We start from the raw sequence: 16,701 nt of genomic DNA on the forward strand, positions 1-16,701 counted from the left end.
CAACCTTAGCGCGTGATATTGGCGCGCCACGTGGTGAGCCAGTTCATGCTGCCACGGCACGTGCTCATGCCCAGCGCATTGTGCAGGCGGAACATGGCACCGTCCCACACCCAGCTTTCACCACCACCGCAATCGCCAAGCCCGCGGCCCTTCACAAAGCTGCTCAGTGTCAGGGCCTTTTCATCCCAGAAGCTGTTGACCAGGCTCGGCCTTCCGTCCTCCTCACCCCATCCGCCCTGCACGTCGAAGCGGGCATATTCGATACGACGCGTTGCGCCACTGCCGTTGATAACAAAGGGAACTTCGTTGCTGTTGTAGGCACCGGCGCCACAGGACAGCAAAACCAGTGTCGCGCCGCCGTTGAGCGCTGCTGTGGTGAACGGAGCCCGATTATCGCCGTCTGTTTCGCAACCAGAGAGCTTTCGCATTTTTTCAATTTCGGCGGCGGTGGGGACGGCAGGTGTGCCTACGCTGCCCTTGATAGAAAGCACAGGAAGGGCTGCGGCCGCGGGTACTGCGCTGGCAGGCTTGCTCCCCTTGGCGACAAGGGCCGTAACCGAGCCTGCCCGGGCCTGCTGCGCATCCATATACCGCATGCTGGCCGAGCTACCATCCAGAGAATTGCGCGCAACAGCCTTGCCGGTTGCATCGGTCAGGGTCAGCGCATGGCCGCCGCCCAACGCCTGCGCAATCTGCATCGCTTCCGCGCCCTTGTAGGTTATGCCGCTCTCGCCATAGCGGCCGCTTGCAATCCGGCGCCCATCCACGGCCAGTGTATAGAGGCTGCTTTTGTCTGGAACGCCGTTATCGGCCATAAAGCCATTGAAGCCGATCCATACTTCCACCGCACCAGCAGGCCCGCCAGGCCGCTTGACCGAAATGTCCGCGAGTGAATCGAAGCCGTCCACCCCCGTATCGCTGACATCATCGCCGTGCGCCAAGGCCGTCATTTCGCAGGTCTGCCCATTGTCGCAGGCCACTGCCCAGTCGCCGAATATCTTGACCTCGGCCGGTTTGGGGGCCGCAAGGGCAGGCATGGCGAACGATGCCGCAAGCGCAATGGAAAGAATACGCAGCGTGTTGTTGCGAAGGTCTGAGCGAATGGAATGCTTGGAGAACATGAGAAAAGCTCCGGCTGGTCTATGGCTCTGCTGATAGAGGCTGCCGATGCCCGACAACCACACGAAATATCTGCCAGTTACGGACGTCTGCGATCCGAAACAGGACAGAATGTACGGGATTGTCCGGTATGGCGCAGGCCCCTTCTTTGCGTGACAGCCGCTGCCTATTTTGTAGAGAGCGAATTGCAGACCCGCCGTTGCAGATACGGTGCACACGGCCAGCCCAGGCAAAGGAAATACAAAACCATGTCAGCCGAAACGCAGGATTTCACCGCGCACTTCGCCCACTGCGTTCAGGTATTCGGCGGCACCACCGCTGCTTCGCGGCGCCTCGGCATAGACGAACGTGCCATCCGGCGGTTCATCAATGGCGAGCGCCCCATCAGCCCCCGGCTGATACAGGACACCGCACAGGCCTTGCGCGCCCTCATCGAAGAAGCGACGGCGGCTGAAGCGCACATCGTCACGCAATTAGGTGCGGGGTCGGGCGAAGGTTAAGTTCATCGTGCACGGTATGTGCCCGCGCGGAATGCGCTAACATTACCGTCATTCGTGCGCATATGTGCTTCCCCAAAGCAGGCCATCGTTCACCCCGCCTGATAGGGCACCACGCTCGGATCGGCTGCAGGCGTGCTATTGGGTTGCCTAAATTTCAGCGGCTCTTCTCTGAACGAGCGCTTCAATTTCGTCCGGATTAAGAACCCAGGTACGGGTCTTTTGGCCTGCGCGAAATACAGGACGTGTCAACAAGATGCGCGCCTGGGCTTTGGCGAACGGCTTGAAAAGTGAGAAATGCGTGACGCAGTCGAGGATCGTACCGATGATCGGTGTTTTCCCGTCCAAATCGATTAGCGTCGCGGGCTGATCCCAAGAAATGCTCTTCATAAGGCCCGCCTATCGCGCAACAGCGCAGATTCAAAGCATGAACGACCATGATGTGGAATTTGCAGTCAGTTTGCCAACAAAGCGGACATTCGAGAGATCGCAACGGTTCGTCATCACCCGCCGATCATTCATATGCTGGTGTCGATATGAATGCCATGCAACCTGATCTATCGATCCTGTTACGGCCAAATCGCCCCTGCGGCTTTCGCCACCGTCGACACGCGCATGCGTCGAGGTGGCCCAGCGCGATGCCCCGGTATCAAGATCGGGTACATCTCTAGCATTCGCCCCTTGCCCGGCATCGCCAAAACTACACCGTTGGTGGAAAGTCCCGTTGAGAACAGGGCTACGCACGATCAGGAGGTGCTTTGGATTGCATACACCTCCTGATCGCGCCCAAATCCTATTTCTTTGCAGGCTGCCCGCTATAGCCGCCAGCATTCCAGATCTGTTCTTCAAGATGCAAATCGACGACACGCCAGCCGTCAGGCGTCTTGCGTGCTTTCATGTAGTAGACACCGCCTGCGATGCCCGGGCGATTATGCATGTAAAATCGCAAGTTGGCATCACTCCCGTTGATCTCGACAATCTGGTTCGTGACAAAGTGCCATGGAAACCCTTCATATCCCTTGCGATGCCCGAGATGGCTGGTCAGCCAGCCATATATCTTGTCAAATCCCTGAACTTTATCGTTCAGTTTGATCGGTCCCTCGGTCACGATTTCCCAATGCGCTATGGCGTCCTTCGCAAAGACTGACTGGAGCAAAGCCTCGTCAAGCGTATCAATGCCCCAGGCGTATTTCGAACTGAGTTGCTGGACTTCCCAGTAGTCAGTGCCAGTAGGCGCCACCTGCTCGGCCGATGCCAGTGCAGGAAGCGCCAGCAAGGCCGCAGACACGATGATATTCTTCCACAATTTCATATCTCTCTCCAGGAATCGATTGGGTTGCGCCACATCGCTCAGAACTTGATGGCTGCGGTTACGCCATATGTACGCGGATCGGGGAAATAGGCCGCGATCAAACGCTGAAAGCTTGCTCCATAGTCTGTCAGGAAGTTGGGATCCTTCTCGTTCAGAAGGTTCTTCCCCCAGAGCGAAATGGTTGCATGGGCATTGCCCACCGCCAACTCGCTCAGCACCAGCCTGGCATCCAGCATCGCACGGCTGGGCGCGCGGGTTGCTTCGGCCGGTGTTTGCGTTGCCGACGTCGGTTTCAGCGGTGCAGCCGCGGAATAATAGTCGGAAACAATGCCAAGATCAGCGATCAGATTCAGCTTGCCCCAATCTGCCTTTAGAGCCGCCCAATCCGCGGTGGCACTGACAGTCCATTTGGGAGCATGCGTGAACGTGCGGTTATTTGCGACGTTCACTCCGTTGTCGATGTATTCAAGGTACTTGCTATGGAGATAACCGACGCCTGCCTGCAGCAAGAGCCTATCGGTTGGACGAGCAACTGCTTCCACTTCGACGCCCCGCACCCGAGCCTTCCCCGCATTAACCAGCACGCTGGACGCGGAAAGACCGGGCACGAACACCGACAATTGCAAATCATCGATATCGTTCTGGAATGCAGCGACGTTGAGCTGCAATTTGTTATCCAGAAGTCGCGATTTGAAACCGATTTCGTACGTGTTTTGCACCTGCGGCTTGAATATGTACTGGGTGTCGGCGGTGGTGTTGGCGGTTGCATTAAAGCCCCCGCTGCGGAAACCCTGCGCATAACGGGCGTAGACATTAACAGTTGGGCTCACCTCGTAGGCGAGCGTTACGGTGGGGGATACCTTCTCGAACTTTGCGGGCGGTGTGGCACCTGCAGGCAGATCGATAACAACGGTTGAACCCGCGCCTGTGATCCGGGTCAGGTGCCGTTCTACAGTCTTCTTTTCATTTGTATAACGCAGCCCGCCTGTCAGTGTGAGGGCATCCGTCAGTTGATAGTCGAGCTGTGCGTACGCCGCGTAGGCCTTGGTTGTAAAACCGTATCCACCTTCAGTGCGAGAGAGACCGGAAAAGTAAGATTGCGGATTATCGACGTGGCCTTTGTCATCGAAATAGTAACCGCCGAGAACGTAATTCAGGCGACCTGTCTTACCAGTCAGCTGTAGTTCCTGGCTGAACTGCTTGTAATGGATTTCTCGTGAGGACGCGGCGAACGCTATAGGCGTTCCGTCCAGATCCAACGCATCGCGATAATGCTGTTTGCGAACCGCTGTAATCGATTTGAGAACACCCACCTCTCCCAGATCGAGTGCCGCAATCAACGCGTGCCCCCAGTTTTTGGAATATTCGTGATTGCGTCCATCAAACGACAGGTGCTTCTGCCGTTTGCGTGGCAGCACGTAAGGTGCGAGCGATCCTGTACCAGAGACAGCGTGAACGGGTCCGGTCTGTTGCTCTGCGACACTGATGTCGAACGTGTAATCCAAAGTCAGCGCGCTGGAAGGCTGCGCGCGAACCTGTATCATTCCACTCTTGGAATCCCACGCCTGCGCTTCATCGGTGTAGGCATTTCCTGACACGTCATAGAAACCGTCCCGCTTCGTCATCTGACCGGACAGTTTGACACTGAATATCCCGAATGCTGGCAGATCAAGCGTTCCCCGGGCCCTGCGATAGTCATAATTGCCGTACGACAGCTCGGCCTTTCCACCCAATTCACCGCTAGGTTTTTTGGTCACGATGCTTACCGCACCGGCAACCGCGTTACGCCCGTAAAGCGTACCTTGCGGCCCTCTCAGCACCTCGATCCGTTCAATATCCGCGACATCGAACACAGTGCCTTGCGCTTTGGCAATATACACGCCGTCGAGGTACAGCCCGACTGAGGGTTCGAAGTAGATCTGCGCGTTACCTTGCGCACCACCACGGATGGAAATGATCGAAGTGGTTCGGTTGCCAGCAGCACTTTCCACTTTCAGATTTGGTGCCAAGCTGGTCAGACTACTGATCGACGTGATTTCTCGTTTCTCGAGAAAAGCCGGCGATATCGCGGAAATTGCAATCGGTACGTCCTGGAGATTCTGTTCGCGCTTTTGCGCGGTCACCACGATTTCCTCGATACCAACCGCCCCAGCAGCCGGCCCCGCCTCGGCGAAGTCCGGCTCCGACGCTGCCGCCAGCCGCGGAGCCTGTCGCACCGTTTCCCGAGCATTCACAGCCGCAGAGATTGTGGCCGCCCGCTGGATCACCACCACTTTGCCCCGCACCGTCTTGTGAACAAGGCCGCTCCCCGTCAGAAGGCGATCCAGCGCCTCGTCCGCAGTGTAGCGCCCGTTCAGCGCAGGGGCATATTTGCCACGCACTTCACTGTCGGAAAACATGATCTGCAGCCCCGCCTTGCCCGCAAACTGCTTGAGCGCGGCGTTCAGCGGCAGGGCTTGCTGGGTATAGGCCTGCGCCGCCCGCGCAGGCTGCGCAAATACCGGGGACGCCATGATCAAAGCGGTCGCTGCACCGGCGATAAGATGCGCACGTTTCAATTGCATTTAAATACTCCTCCCATCCGCATCTTGTAGCGATGCGCCTGCTTGCGTAGGGTTAGACGCGCGAGGGAGACCGACCCGCAATCACACAAATGAATTTTTCGTGCGCCGCCGTCTTGCGGCGCTCTAAAGAAGACGGCGCGGAGACTGGGGTGGAGGCAATCCGGAAATCGGTTTTGATTCAGGGGGCAATGCAACACTACAGCCGCCTGACCAAAATGGTGCGCAGGAAAGGTGTGCACACAGATGATGCCAGCGACATCGTGCAGGATGCCTATCTGCGCCTGACCGCAGCACTCGATCGCACCGATGTGCGCGATCCCGGAGCGTTCTTGCACACCACCGCGATCAACCTCATTCGCGACCGTGGCCGCGCCTCATCCAGCCGCCGCCACGTGATTGCCCCCCAGAATGAAACGTTCGAACATGTTGCCTGCCCCACGCCCTCTTCGGAACAGGCTGCAATCAGCCGCCAACAACTCGTTCTTCTGGAAGCCGCGCTGGCCGAACTGCCGCCGAAACGCCGAGCCGCACTGGTGCTCTATCGCTTCGACGATCTCACCCATGCCGAAATCGCGCAACGACTTGGCATCAGCGTGTCGATGGTGGAAAAGCACGTGCGCCTGGCACTCAACCATTGCCGCCAACGCATGGCCCAAATGAATGGTGACACGCATGACTGACCTGCGAACAGGCTCCATCGATCAGGTGTGGAACGCCCTTGGCGAGCTTCGCGACAGCGTCACCGTCGCCGAAGCGCGCGCCTATGCTGATGCAGAGGCCGAGAGAATCCAGCGTCAACGCAAGTTCTGGCGTCGCCTGCTGCCGCTTTCGGTCGGCGGTGGTTTGGCTCTTGCAACGGCTTGCGCTGCGGTGTTCGTAATGACGAACCAGACCGTTCCCGCCTCTCAACCCATTCTTTATTCGACCAAAGTAGGCGAAATCCGACAGGAAAAGCTGGCGGATGGATCAGTAATTGTGCTCGATACCAACACCCGGATCGAAGTCGCCTTCACGGCGAACAAACGCCAACTCACCTTACTTTCGGGGCAAGGGCACTTCGACGTTGCACACAATCCGCAGCGCCCGTTTGTCGTCTCCTTTGGCAAGAATTCGGTCACAGCCGTGGGGACATCGTTCGATATCGCGGCATTCCCTGGGGTCAATGCCGTCACCTTGCTGACCGGACGGGTAATTGTTGCGGTCAAACCGGGTAATTCCGTTCCGACCCGCGAAGTCGTGCTGAACCCAGGCCAGCAGGTTTCAATCGCGGGCAATGGGCAATTTTCCCGCCCCCGCAAGGTAGATACGGGCGCCATCAGCGCGTGGCAGCAGGGTCAGCTTGATTTGTCAGACATGCCGGTATCTGATGCTCTGATGTTGATGAACCGCTATTCTACGCGCAAAATAGTGGTGAAAGACCCCGATGTGCTGAACAACAAGATCAGCGGCATTTTCCAAGCCGGGGATACGCAAAGCGCCGTCGATGCGCTGAACACTTATTTTGGGCTCACGATCAAAGAGCAGACAGAGAATGAAATCATAATTGGTCGCTAATCTCTGTCTTGATCAGAAGCGGCACTGTCAGCCGAGTGGCAAGAATCTCATGCGATGACCCTTATCTTGGATGTGGGCCCACTTTGCCAATCGGAGAGCGTTCGCATCGGACTGACAGCAGCACCTTATCTTACCTTTGGCCGTCGGCATCCAAAGAGAAACAAATCGACTGCCTCCTTGGCCAACCTCTCCTGTTGGCTTCCATCATTGGCTTGGACAAACATGAAACGACTACCAAAAGTCGCAAGAATATAGAAACGCCACGGGGCCTCAGCAGCAAATTCATCCAAGATCAGGCCATTTGACGTTAGCCAAGCAAAGACCGGGCGCAAAGTTTTCTCGTTTTTCCGCATCAAGTATGCATGAATTGCCCCAGTTATCTCCGGCTTTCGAGCAGATTCGATGAAAAGCAAGCGATGTAGCGCAAGGTTCGCAGGCTCGTGAAACCGACGTAACAACTGAAGGGCAACAGCGATGAGAACATCTCGTGCTGTCCCGCCGCTTTGCCCAATGGTCAGTGGGCTCCCAAAAGCTTGGTCAACAACCCGGCCAGCGCTTGCGACAAAGAGATTCTCCTTCGATCCAAAACGCCGGTACAATGTGTTGCGCGGCACATCTGCCTGTTGCGCAATAAAATTCAAACTGGCCTTAGCGTAACCGCAGGCACTGAATTGCTCCCACGCAACATCAAGCACCTTGTTCCAAACGGCGTGCCCCAACCGCGTATCACCGCTGAATTCCAAAATCGGTGCGTCACCGGCTGCAACGCATAACGGCTGCGCCATCTCCTCCCACGTAGCAATGGTGCGACTGTCTCGAAGCTCTTGGGAGGCATGCCCATCAATGAACAATTCTGCCGTCTGTTTCGCCAGCGCCGCCTGCTGGATTTCCGAAAGAAAGGCGCCCGCTATCATGGATCGAAATCCATCAGTGGCAAGATGACCAAAACGAATAGCGGTCAAATAAGGGTCATCGTATTGAAAATCCGGTTGCTGCAGTTGTTCCTTAAAATACCCCTCGAGAAAGCTGCGGGTGCGCGCTTCATAGACCGCACCCGACACTTCAGGGTGCAAAATTGCCGCCTCAATCGCAGTCCGAAACAAGCCCAAACTCTGGGGTTCCAAATGAGCACCGTACAAGAACCGTGCAGCCTTAAAAAGAAATGTTTTCAAGCTCTCCGCTTCATCTTCCCGTCCATCGAGATCCTCAGCCATAACATTTCGAATAGACACAAGCTGCGCATCCGGATCGAGCAGTGAATGCTCCACAATTTCAAGGAAAACCGCCTCCCGATCTGCGAAGTGCTTATAAAACTCACGCTTGCTTGTTCTGGCACTGGCGACAATCGCATCTACGCTCGTTCCAGCGAGCCCTTTGCTCAAAAACAATGCTTTTGATGCCGATATCAACCGGCCGCGTAAACCATCAGCCAATTGCTGTGAGTCTTGCTCATTCTGGTCCAACGCCAACCTCCCGTCACCCCGGATCCCTTCGCCTGCCCCAATAGGAGCAAACACCCCTCAAGCCTACTTGCAATGAATGGTACGTGACTGTAACGTACCATTCATTGCAAAAAACGACTGACGCCCAGCCACAAGGCGATCAGTGTTATGGGAGGGGTATGAATGCGTTACGCGATGACGATTACGTGCGCGCTTTTGGCGATGTCAGGCATAGCAAACGCCAGCGAACCTGCCGCGATCCAGAACAACCCGCAGGATACGGCCAAGCCAATATCACGAACCGATGTGACGCACAGCAATCGTCCCAACATCGTCTATATCCTGCTGGACGATGTTGGCTTCAGTGATCTCGGCAGCTTCGGTTCGGAAATTCACACCCCGAATTTCGATCGCCTCGCCGCTAAGGGGCTACGTTATAACGCGTTCCACACGCGCGCCATTTGCTCACCATCGCGAGCGGCACTGTTAACTGGACGAAACAGTCACTCTGTCGGCATGGGAAACCTGACCCATGTCGTCACAGGTGCACCCGGAAAACAGGGTGAAATAAGCACGTCCGCAGCAACGGTCGCGGAAATGCTTCGGGCCTCCGGCTATTCCACCTTCGCAGCGGGTAAATGGCATCTCTCGCCCCTCGGAAAGCCAGGATCAGACAAGGCCCAATGGCCCGTACAGCGCGGATTCGACCAATATTTCGGTTTCATTGGCGGGATGACCGATCAGTTTCATCCCGAATTGATTATCGACAACACCGTTATCGCGCCGCCACAAACAAAGGGCTATCACTTTACATCCGACATCGTGGATCGCAGCATTGGCTTCATACAAGGCGCGAAAGCACGTCATCCAGACCAACCATTCTTTCTCTATTTCGCACCCGGCGCGATGCACGCACCACACCAGGCGCCTGATGCATTCATTGAAAAGTATCTCCCCATCTACACCAAAGGATGGGATCGCATTCGCAGTGAGCGGTTCGCCCGTCAGAAAAAAATTGGGCTTATCCCGAAGGATACCAAACTCACTGACCGGAACAGCGATGTACACGCTTGGGACACCCTTAGTGCCGACGACAAGAAAGTCGCCGTACGTTTTCAAGCGGCCTATGCCGGATTTCTCGAGCATACCGATGCAGAAATTGGTCGCCTTCTCGCCTTTCTCGATCGGGCAAACCTCGCCGACAATACCATAATCGTAGTGATGTCTGACAACGGTGCAAGCCCGGAAGGGGAAGAACACGGCACCGCCAACCTCACCTACAGCGTGACAAATCTTGCCAGAAAGTTCGAACCAACAAGCGAACTTTTGAAACATATCGACGATATTGGCACTGATCGCAGTTACGGAAACTATCCCCGTGGATGGGCGACCGTCAGCAATACACCTTTCAGTCACTACAAACAGAGCGTCGATGAAGGCGGCCTTCGTGCGCCGCTCATCGTTTCATGGCCAAGAGCAATTAAGCAAACTGGCAGCGTCCGTCCGCAGTTTGTGGACATCATCGACATTACGCCGACCATACTGGATGTCACGGGAACACCCCCGCCAACGTCTTATCTTGGTGTCCCCCAGAAGCCTGTGGAAGGCGCAAGCATCGCCCCGACTTTCGCAGACGCCAAGGCCCCCTCGCCCAGATCGGTGCAGTACTTCGAACTCCAGGGCCAACGCGCCATATGGCTGGATGGCTGGAAAGCGGTGTCCGCCCACACCAAAGGCGCAGCATTTGAAGCCGACACCTGGAAGTTATACGATCAGCGCAAAGACTTTTCGGCATCGACCGACGTTGCCGCAAACAACCCTGCCGTTCTGGCCGATCTTGAACGCCACTGGATGGACGAAGCGCAAAAGTATCAGGTCCTCCCTCTGGAAGATGTAACTGTTCACAATCCGACATTTTTCGCAGCCACCAGCGGGAAGACCTACCGCTACTTCGAACCCATCAGTTTATCGATGGACTCCGCGCCAAAAGTCACCAACACATCGTATCGCATTACCGCCTCAATCAACAGAACAGGCGCCGAAACCCAGGGCGTTATACTTGCGACCGGCGATCGGTTTGGCGGTTACGTTCTCTATGTCAAAGACAGCCTTCTACATTTCGAATTCAATGACTTCGGCAATCGAACATCAATTACTTCGAGCGCAAGCATACCCGTAGGGCCATCAAAGCTGGCTTACGAGTTTCACAAAACGGGTGACTATACGGGCACCGGAACGCTCTCGATCGATGGGAAAGTTGTCGGTCAAGGCCGCATCTCGATGACGCCGGCGCTCGCGATCACTTTCGCGGGAACGGATATCGGCATGGATATCGGGTCACCGGTCAGTGAAGCCTACGCCGAAAATGGGACTTTCCCGTTTCCGAGTGACCAACTTGGCGAGGTCTCGATCACGGTCGAGTAGAGCAAGCATCAACAAACCACGAAATTTCAAAACACAAAAGGAATACCGATGAGGGGATACCAAAATTCTCGCGCTGAAATGCGTGCCGAAACCTCCCAATGGCGGAAGAAGATGGTTGCAATGACGATGGCGGGAACTGCGATGTTCTCAATCGCACCAGCCATGGCACAATCTTCCAGCATCGGAGAAGAACAGGCTTCCGGCGTTCAGGAGATTATCGTCACGGCACAGAGGCGTGTGGAGCGCATACAGGACGTTCCGATTTCGATATCCGCATACAGTCAGTCTTTCCTGGAAGATCGTGATGTTTCCAATCTCAACGATCTGAGCGGGCTCGCGCCAAACGTAAAAATTTACGCCACCGGATATAATACCAACACGCAAATCTCCATTCGCGGGGCAGTACAGACCAGCACCCAACCATTCTATGATCCAGCCGTCGGTCTATATCTCGATGGCGTTTACATCGGGAAATCCGCAGGTGCGGTGTTCGACGTTGCGGATCTCGAGCGCATCGAAGTTCTGAATGGGCCGCAAGGGACGTTGTATGGCCGGAACACGCTGGCTGGTGCGGTGAATCTCGTTACGCAAAAACCTACCGGCGAACTTGGTGGGTCCGCGGAAGTGGGAATTGGCAACTACGGACGACGTTTTGCTCGAGCAAGCATTAACCTGCCCGCGCTTGGGCCGTTAAGCTTGAAGTTTAGCGGTGCAATCGAAAAACGAAACGGAACGGTGGACGTTCATGCCAACCCCTTCCCGAATGTCGTAAACGCCAGAACCCGCTCCACTGACGAACTGAACAGCTTGAACAACAAAGCTTTCAGGTTGGCTGCGCGTCTAAATGCATCGGACGACCTGACCTTTGATTATGCATTCGACTATAACAATACCAAAAGCATGATGCAGTACGGAAAGCTCATCCACCTAAACAAGGATGGGATATTTGATCCTGCATCTCCTGCTTACGTTGGCGGATTGAGCGGCGGTATTTACAAGGGCTTGCCTCTCGACCTTTATTTTGAAGGTCCGGGCAGATCGCTCGACGCTACCATTGATGGCGGTCCATCCGGATCAAAGCCATTCGACAACCTGAAAATTCAAAGCCATAGCCTGACTGGCACGCTCGAACTTGGAGGAGCCTCACTTAAGTCGATCACCGCCTATAGGAAGGTCAACGGAGATAATTCTATCGATCTCGATGGCTCTCCCCTCCTCGTGGCAGCCACTGACTACTTCGGCAAATACCGATCATTCTCTCAGGAATTCCAGGTATCGGGAAAGACCGGTAATTTAACATACACCGGTGGACTATACTATTTTTGGGATAAGGGCCGTGACGTCGGATACCAACAGTACTTTAATGGCGCCACAAGTGTAACCAACAACTTTGCGTACCAAACAAATGCATATGCGGCCTATGGCCAGATAGAATTCATTCCGCCAATCTTCTCGAACAAACTGACACTTACTGCGGGCCTCCGCTACAGCCGGGAAACCAAGGAGGGCGCACGCTCCTCCTATCTGGATGGCCGGGGCTATACCATTCCTGTCGGCACACGCGGGAAAGCCACATTCGACGCTTTCACACCCGTCTTCATCGCCAAATACAATTTCAACGAAGACGCCAATATATATGCCAAGTACTCGCGAGGCTTCAAAAGCGGCGGCTTCAACCTCGTGGCCCCGACCCCTGCCGAAATCACAACACCATTCAACGAAGAACTGGTTGACGAATACGAAGTCGGCTCCAAACTTCGTTTACTCGGCGGAAAACTCCAATTCAGCCTCGCGGCATTTCTGGCCGATCGGAAGGACATGCAGTTGAGCGTCTTCCTGCCCGTTGCGGGCGGAACAACGCAATCGGTAATCCGCAACGCGGGTAAAGTTCGCGCCAAAGGCCTCGAAGCAAATGTTCAAGCCGTGCCACTCAAATGGTTACGCCTGAGCGGATCGATGGGCTACCTCGATGCGAAGTTCAAAGAATACATCGAATTGGGCGTAAACGTCGCCAATGACAGACCTGTACCGGCAGCACCCAAGTTCACCAGCAGCGTAAGCGCCGACGTGACGCTTTGGGATCGCGGTACCACTGGGCGACTGATCGTCGATTATCGGCATTCCGATTCCTCCTACCAGTATCCGTACTCGTTAAGTGTGGACCCACGTCTTGGACAAAATGCCAACATCGGCAAACCTAGCGCGACCGATTTGGTAAATGCCCGCTTGAACATATCCGATATAAAAGTCGGGAACGGATCTGCGGAGCTGTCTCTATGGGTCGATAACCTGTTCGATGAAAAGTATTTGATGAGCGCCATCAACTTCGGCCCCAGCTTCGGGGGATTGGCGATTGGCTATTATGGCGCGCCCAGAACCTATGGAATCAACCTGAAATACAAAATGTAATCTAAATTATCATATTTTTCATTCACCTAAATGCCAGGTGGATGGGGTGAAAGCGGGATACGGGGCCAACTTGTTGACACCACGGGGTGGTGTCGAACGGGTGGCCCCGCTCGCTCCACGCCGTTGGTCTGAGCGGATAAGCAAGACGCCCAATCCGCTTCGATCCTCCCCCCTGAAGTGATCTGTCTCGTGGTCATGCTGCGCGTCAGGTTTACGCTATCGCTGCGGAATCTCGAAGACTGCTTTTCACCGGGAAGATCTTTACCACGAGACCGTCCGCATGAGGTGGAATCATTTCGGGCCGCTGTTCGCAGCAGACTGACAGTCGTTTAAGGAGCCCCCGTTTGAACGCTCATGTTATGGTTGGAGCGGGTTAAAGCGTTCACTGACCGCGACCCGATTGCGGCCCTTATTCTTCGCGCTATAAAGCAGCTTATCGACACTCAGGCAGAACGATTTAGGGCTGCTGCCCAGGATCGGGGCGGCCAGCTGGACCCCGGCGCTGATCGTCACAACATCGCTACATCCGGATCGCTCATGCGGTATTTGCATCGCGGCGATGGATTGGCGACAGTGTTCAGCGATTTCAAGGACGGAGGTTTCATCGGCATCCGGCAACAGAATGGCAAACTCCTCACCGCCGAACCGTGCGATAACATCCTTTGAATCACAAGCTACATTTTGGAGCACGTCCGCTACGCGTACCAAGCACTCGTCGCCAGCAATGTGGCCGTAGCAATCGTTGAATTGCTTGAAGTAGTCTATGTCCATCAGGATGACCCTAACGAGCGATGCTCCCGGGCAGAGATATTCCACACCCGATCTAGCTGTTCGTCAAAGAAGCGCCGATTTGAGAGGCCAGTCAGGCCATCCTGATATGATAGTCTTTCAAGTTGCCCCTTCAATTCCAGCAGTTCATGCTCGGCTCGCTTCTGCTCGCTTATGTCGATCATAAAGCCAATCAGGCTATCTACAGCACCGTGTTCATCGCGGACCACGTGAACTATGTCGCGGACCCAAACGTGCCCACCTTCCTGGGTGAGTAAACGAAAATCTGCTTCGTGGTCCACACCCGCCAGGGATTGAGAAACACAGGTTTGATAGACATATTCGCGTTCATTGGGGTGAATGCGCGACTTCCAATCTTCAACGCTTTGCCAGCTCTCACGCGGCCAACCAGACAATGCCTCAATCTGCGGGCCGAAATACGTGAATTGTTTTGTTTGCCAGTCAATCCGCCAAGGAATTGCGAGCGTCGATTCCAGAAGAGTCTTGTATACCGCAATGTCTGCATCAACATCGTCATTTGCGGGCTTCCGGACATTCTCCCACCGAGCCGGATGTACGCTCATAGACCTTAATCCTTATAGACGGCGATATACTTGACGAGATGGGCCAGGCTCAGTGCTCTGGCACGTGCGAATCTCAGCATATTCGAGTAACGCAAGCGTCTTTAAAATTCGATAGCGAAGCTTAGCCGCGAAACCCGACGATGTCCTTTGAAGTATCTATAGGCCTTTGAGGATTGCCGCATGTGCCGACACAGCGGTCGTTCTGCTACTCGATATCGCTCCCCAAAACCTTCCGTTTGTTTATCAAGCCTTCGTTCCATAGCGACCGACGGTCATTGGGACTTTACGCGCAGTCGATGGTCCCAAAAGGATGACGCCACCCTCCCCACGCCGTTAACCTGAGCCGATAAGTATGGGATGATCCTCACCCCAAGTAGATTCCGATTTTTCAGTCGGAAAGCAGATCACAACCGACTGACATCTCTCAGACGATTCCTGCGACTTAGAATGCTGCCACCAGCCCGTCCGAACGGGGATCGCTCGCCCCTTCCAATAGCCCATTTGCTTTGCGTACAATTGCCCCTGCATGGCCCATCATGCTGTTAAAAGCTGGCACCACTTGGACATCGTGCCCTAGCGCACGCAATTGCGTATAGACTTCATCAGCCATGCCTGCCTCGAGTTTGAGCGAAGTGCTTTCCTCTCCCCATGTCCGTCCCAGCAGCCAGCGCGGCGCGGTGACGGCCTGCTGTAAGGGCGTTTCGCCCCAGGCATAGCGTGAAAACAGCGCCGCCTGCGTCTGCGGCTGCCCCTCCCCACCCATCGTGCCATAGGCCATGACACGGCCATCATCGAAGCGGGCAAGCGCCGGGTTAAGCGTGTGGAAGGGTTTACGCCCCGGTCGCAGGCAATTCCAGCCATCGGCTTCCAGCCGAAGACTGGCCCCACGATTCTGCCAGATTATCCCTGTCTGCGGAAGGACAAGACCGGAGCCGAATTCGAAATAGGTGCTCTGGATCGCGCTGACCACTTGCCCACGCGCATCGGCAGCGGAGAACCATACGGTATCCCCTTGCGCTGGCTCATAGGGCCAGGGCAGCGCACGGTTACTGTCTATCCGGGCAGCCATTGCATCCTTGACGCCATCACTATCCAGCAGATTCTGCGGATCGAGCGTCATATAGGCCGGATCGCCCACATGCCTGTCACGGACGATAAAGGCCTGCTTGGTCGCCTCGACCAGGTGATGCACCAGCGTCGCCTCGCCTTCGCCAACGCGCGCGCGCACCCGGTCAAACAGTGCAAGGATCAGCAGCGATGCCAGCCCCTGTGTCGGCGGGGCGGTGTTGAACAGGGTCGCACCACCAATCCGGGTATGGAGCGGATCAGGGCGCTCTACCCGATGATCGCGCAAATCATTCAGCGAAACCGGACTGCCGAGCCGATCAAGGTCATCGGCAAGCGCTTGTGCCAGAGGCCCGCGATAAAAGCTGTCCAGCCCTTCGCGCACCAGTTGCCGCAGGGTCCGGGCCAATGCCGGTTGTACCAGCACATCACCGCACACCAGCGGGCGCCCCTGCGGTTCAAACACGCGGGCGTAGTCACCTGGTTGCGCGCGCAATTCCGCGCCCTTCCCCGCTGCAATATCCGCGCCGCCTTTCGTGACAGGCACACCGTTTTCGGCATAGCCGATCGCTGCGCGCAGCAAGGTATCGAGCGGCAAATGCCCCGCGCTACTTTCCAGAACAGCTTCCCATGCGGAAATCGTACCGGCCACTGTATTGGCCGCCAGTGGTCCGCGCCACGGCACTTGCCGGCATCCGGCATAGAGCGCGAGATCAGCCCGTGCCGCCGCGCTGCCGCACCCATGCACGGCATGCACGCTGCCATCGGGCTCGGACACCATCCAGAAACTGTCGCCCCCGATGGAATTCATATGCGGGTAGACGACCGCCAGTGTCGCCGCCGTCGCCACACAGGCTTCCGCTGCGGTGCCGCCCTGTTTCAAAACATCCAGCCCAGCCTGGCTGGCCAGATGATGCGGTGACGTTACCATGCCGCGCAAGGCAGAGGTTGTGTGCAGCATAC

Annotated in this window: 13 protein-coding genes; 5 read left to right on the forward strand and 8 right to left on the reverse strand. The window is 55.8% G+C overall.

Annotated features, from left to right (window positions below; translation table 11 throughout):
- Nucleotides 1–5: 5 nt before the first annotated feature.
- Nucleotides 6–1,121, reverse strand: a complete 1,116-nt coding sequence (locus tag EGO55_RS04590; RefSeq protein ID WP_021691823.1) for a DUF1176 domain-containing protein — start codon at nucleotides 1,119–1,121, stop codon at nucleotides 6–8.
- Between the two features lie 246 nt (nucleotides 1,122–1,367).
- On the opposite strand from EGO55_RS04590, the gene EGO55_RS04595 reads away from it, so the two are divergent.
- Nucleotides 1,368–1,619 carry a helix-turn-helix domain-containing protein gene (locus EGO55_RS04595; protein WP_040717556.1) on the forward strand — a complete coding sequence of 84 codons (252 nt, stop codon included), beginning with the start codon at nucleotides 1,368–1,370 and terminating at the stop codon, nucleotides 1,617–1,619.
- A gap of 147 nt (nucleotides 1,620–1,766) precedes the next feature.
- Here the strand turns inward: EGO55_RS04595 and EGO55_RS04600 are convergent, their stop codons facing one another.
- The 3 genes from EGO55_RS04600 to EGO55_RS04610 form a co-directional block, all read right to left on the reverse strand.
- Nucleotides 1,767–2,006, reverse strand: coding sequence for a hypothetical protein (locus EGO55_RS04600; protein ID WP_021691825.1), 240 nt, complete (start codon nucleotides 2,004–2,006; stop codon nucleotides 1,767–1,769).
- Nucleotides 2,007–2,409: 403 nt separating this feature from the next.
- The gene (locus tag EGO55_RS04605) at nucleotides 2,410–2,928 is read right to left on the reverse strand and encodes a nuclear transport factor 2 family protein (protein ID WP_021691826.1); all 519 of its coding nucleotides are present in this window, start codon (nucleotides 2,926–2,928) and stop codon (nucleotides 2,410–2,412) included.
- Nucleotides 2,929–2,966: 38 nt separating this feature from the next.
- Nucleotides 2,967–5,327 carry a TonB-dependent receptor gene (locus EGO55_RS04610; RefSeq protein WP_161566016.1) on the reverse strand — a complete coding sequence of 787 codons (2,361 nt, stop codon included), beginning with the start codon at nucleotides 5,325–5,327 and terminating at the stop codon, nucleotides 2,967–2,969.
- Nucleotides 5,328–5,680: 353 nt separating this feature from the next.
- Between EGO55_RS04610 and EGO55_RS04615 the strand changes: the two genes are divergently transcribed.
- Nucleotides 5,681–6,172 (forward strand): RNA polymerase sigma factor, encoded by a 492-nt coding sequence (locus tag EGO55_RS04615; protein WP_021691828.1) that lies wholly within the window; start codon nucleotides 5,681–5,683, stop codon nucleotides 6,170–6,172.
- Nucleotides 6,165–7,046 (forward strand): FecR family protein, encoded by an 882-nt coding sequence (locus EGO55_RS04620; protein ID WP_021691829.1) that lies wholly within the window; start codon nucleotides 6,165–6,167, stop codon nucleotides 7,044–7,046. The genes EGO55_RS04615 and EGO55_RS04620 overlap by 8 nt, the downstream gene beginning before the upstream one ends.
- Before the next feature lie 125 nt (nucleotides 7,047–7,171).
- Here the strand turns inward: EGO55_RS04620 and EGO55_RS04625 are convergent, their stop codons facing one another.
- Nucleotides 7,172–8,509, reverse strand: coding sequence for a TetR/AcrR family transcriptional regulator (locus EGO55_RS04625; protein WP_161566017.1), 1,338 nt, complete (start codon nucleotides 8,507–8,509; stop codon nucleotides 7,172–7,174).
- Between the two features lie 162 nt (nucleotides 8,510–8,671).
- Here EGO55_RS04625 and EGO55_RS04630 point away from each other — a divergent pair, with 162 nt between their 5' ends.
- Together EGO55_RS04630 and EGO55_RS04635 are read left to right on the forward strand one after the other, a co-directional pair.
- The gene (locus EGO55_RS04630) at nucleotides 8,672–10,912 is read left to right on the forward strand and encodes an arylsulfatase (protein ID WP_021691831.1); all 2,241 of its coding nucleotides are present in this window, start codon (nucleotides 8,672–8,674) and stop codon (nucleotides 10,910–10,912) included.
- 48 nt (nucleotides 10,913–10,960) lie between these two features.
- Nucleotides 10,961–13,321, forward strand: a complete 2,361-nt coding sequence (locus tag EGO55_RS04635) for a TonB-dependent receptor (RefSeq protein WP_084620445.1) — start codon at nucleotides 10,961–10,963, stop codon at nucleotides 13,319–13,321.
- 357 nt (nucleotides 13,322–13,678) lie between these two features.
- On the opposite strand, the gene EGO55_RS20820 is transcribed toward EGO55_RS04635, so the two are convergent.
- The 3 genes from EGO55_RS20820 to EGO55_RS04645 all read right to left on the reverse strand — a co-directional run bounded on the left by EGO55_RS20820 (nucleotide 13,679) and on the right by EGO55_RS04645 (nucleotide 16,699).
- Complete coding sequence (locus tag EGO55_RS20820) at nucleotides 13,679–14,092, reverse strand: diguanylate cyclase (RefSeq protein ID WP_021691833.1); 414 nt, start codon at nucleotides 14,090–14,092, stop codon at nucleotides 13,679–13,681.
- Nucleotides 14,092–14,673 carry a sensor domain-containing diguanylate cyclase gene (locus tag EGO55_RS20825; protein ID WP_021691834.1) on the reverse strand — a complete coding sequence of 194 codons (582 nt, stop codon included), beginning with the start codon at nucleotides 14,671–14,673 and terminating at the stop codon, nucleotides 14,092–14,094. The genes EGO55_RS20820 and EGO55_RS20825 overlap by 1 nt, the downstream gene beginning before the upstream one ends.
- Nucleotides 14,674–15,115: 442 nt before the next feature.
- On the reverse strand, nucleotides 15,116–16,699 hold the full coding sequence (locus tag EGO55_RS04645) for a gamma-glutamyltransferase family protein (protein ID WP_021691835.1): 1,584 nt from the start codon (nucleotides 16,697–16,699) through the stop codon (nucleotides 15,116–15,118).
- Nucleotides 16,700–16,701: the final 2 nt, after the last annotated feature.

This window comes from Caenibius tardaugens NBRC 16725 (genome assembly GCF_003860345.1).
GTDB lineage: Bacteria > Pseudomonadota > Alphaproteobacteria > Sphingomonadales > Sphingomonadaceae > Caenibius > Caenibius tardaugens.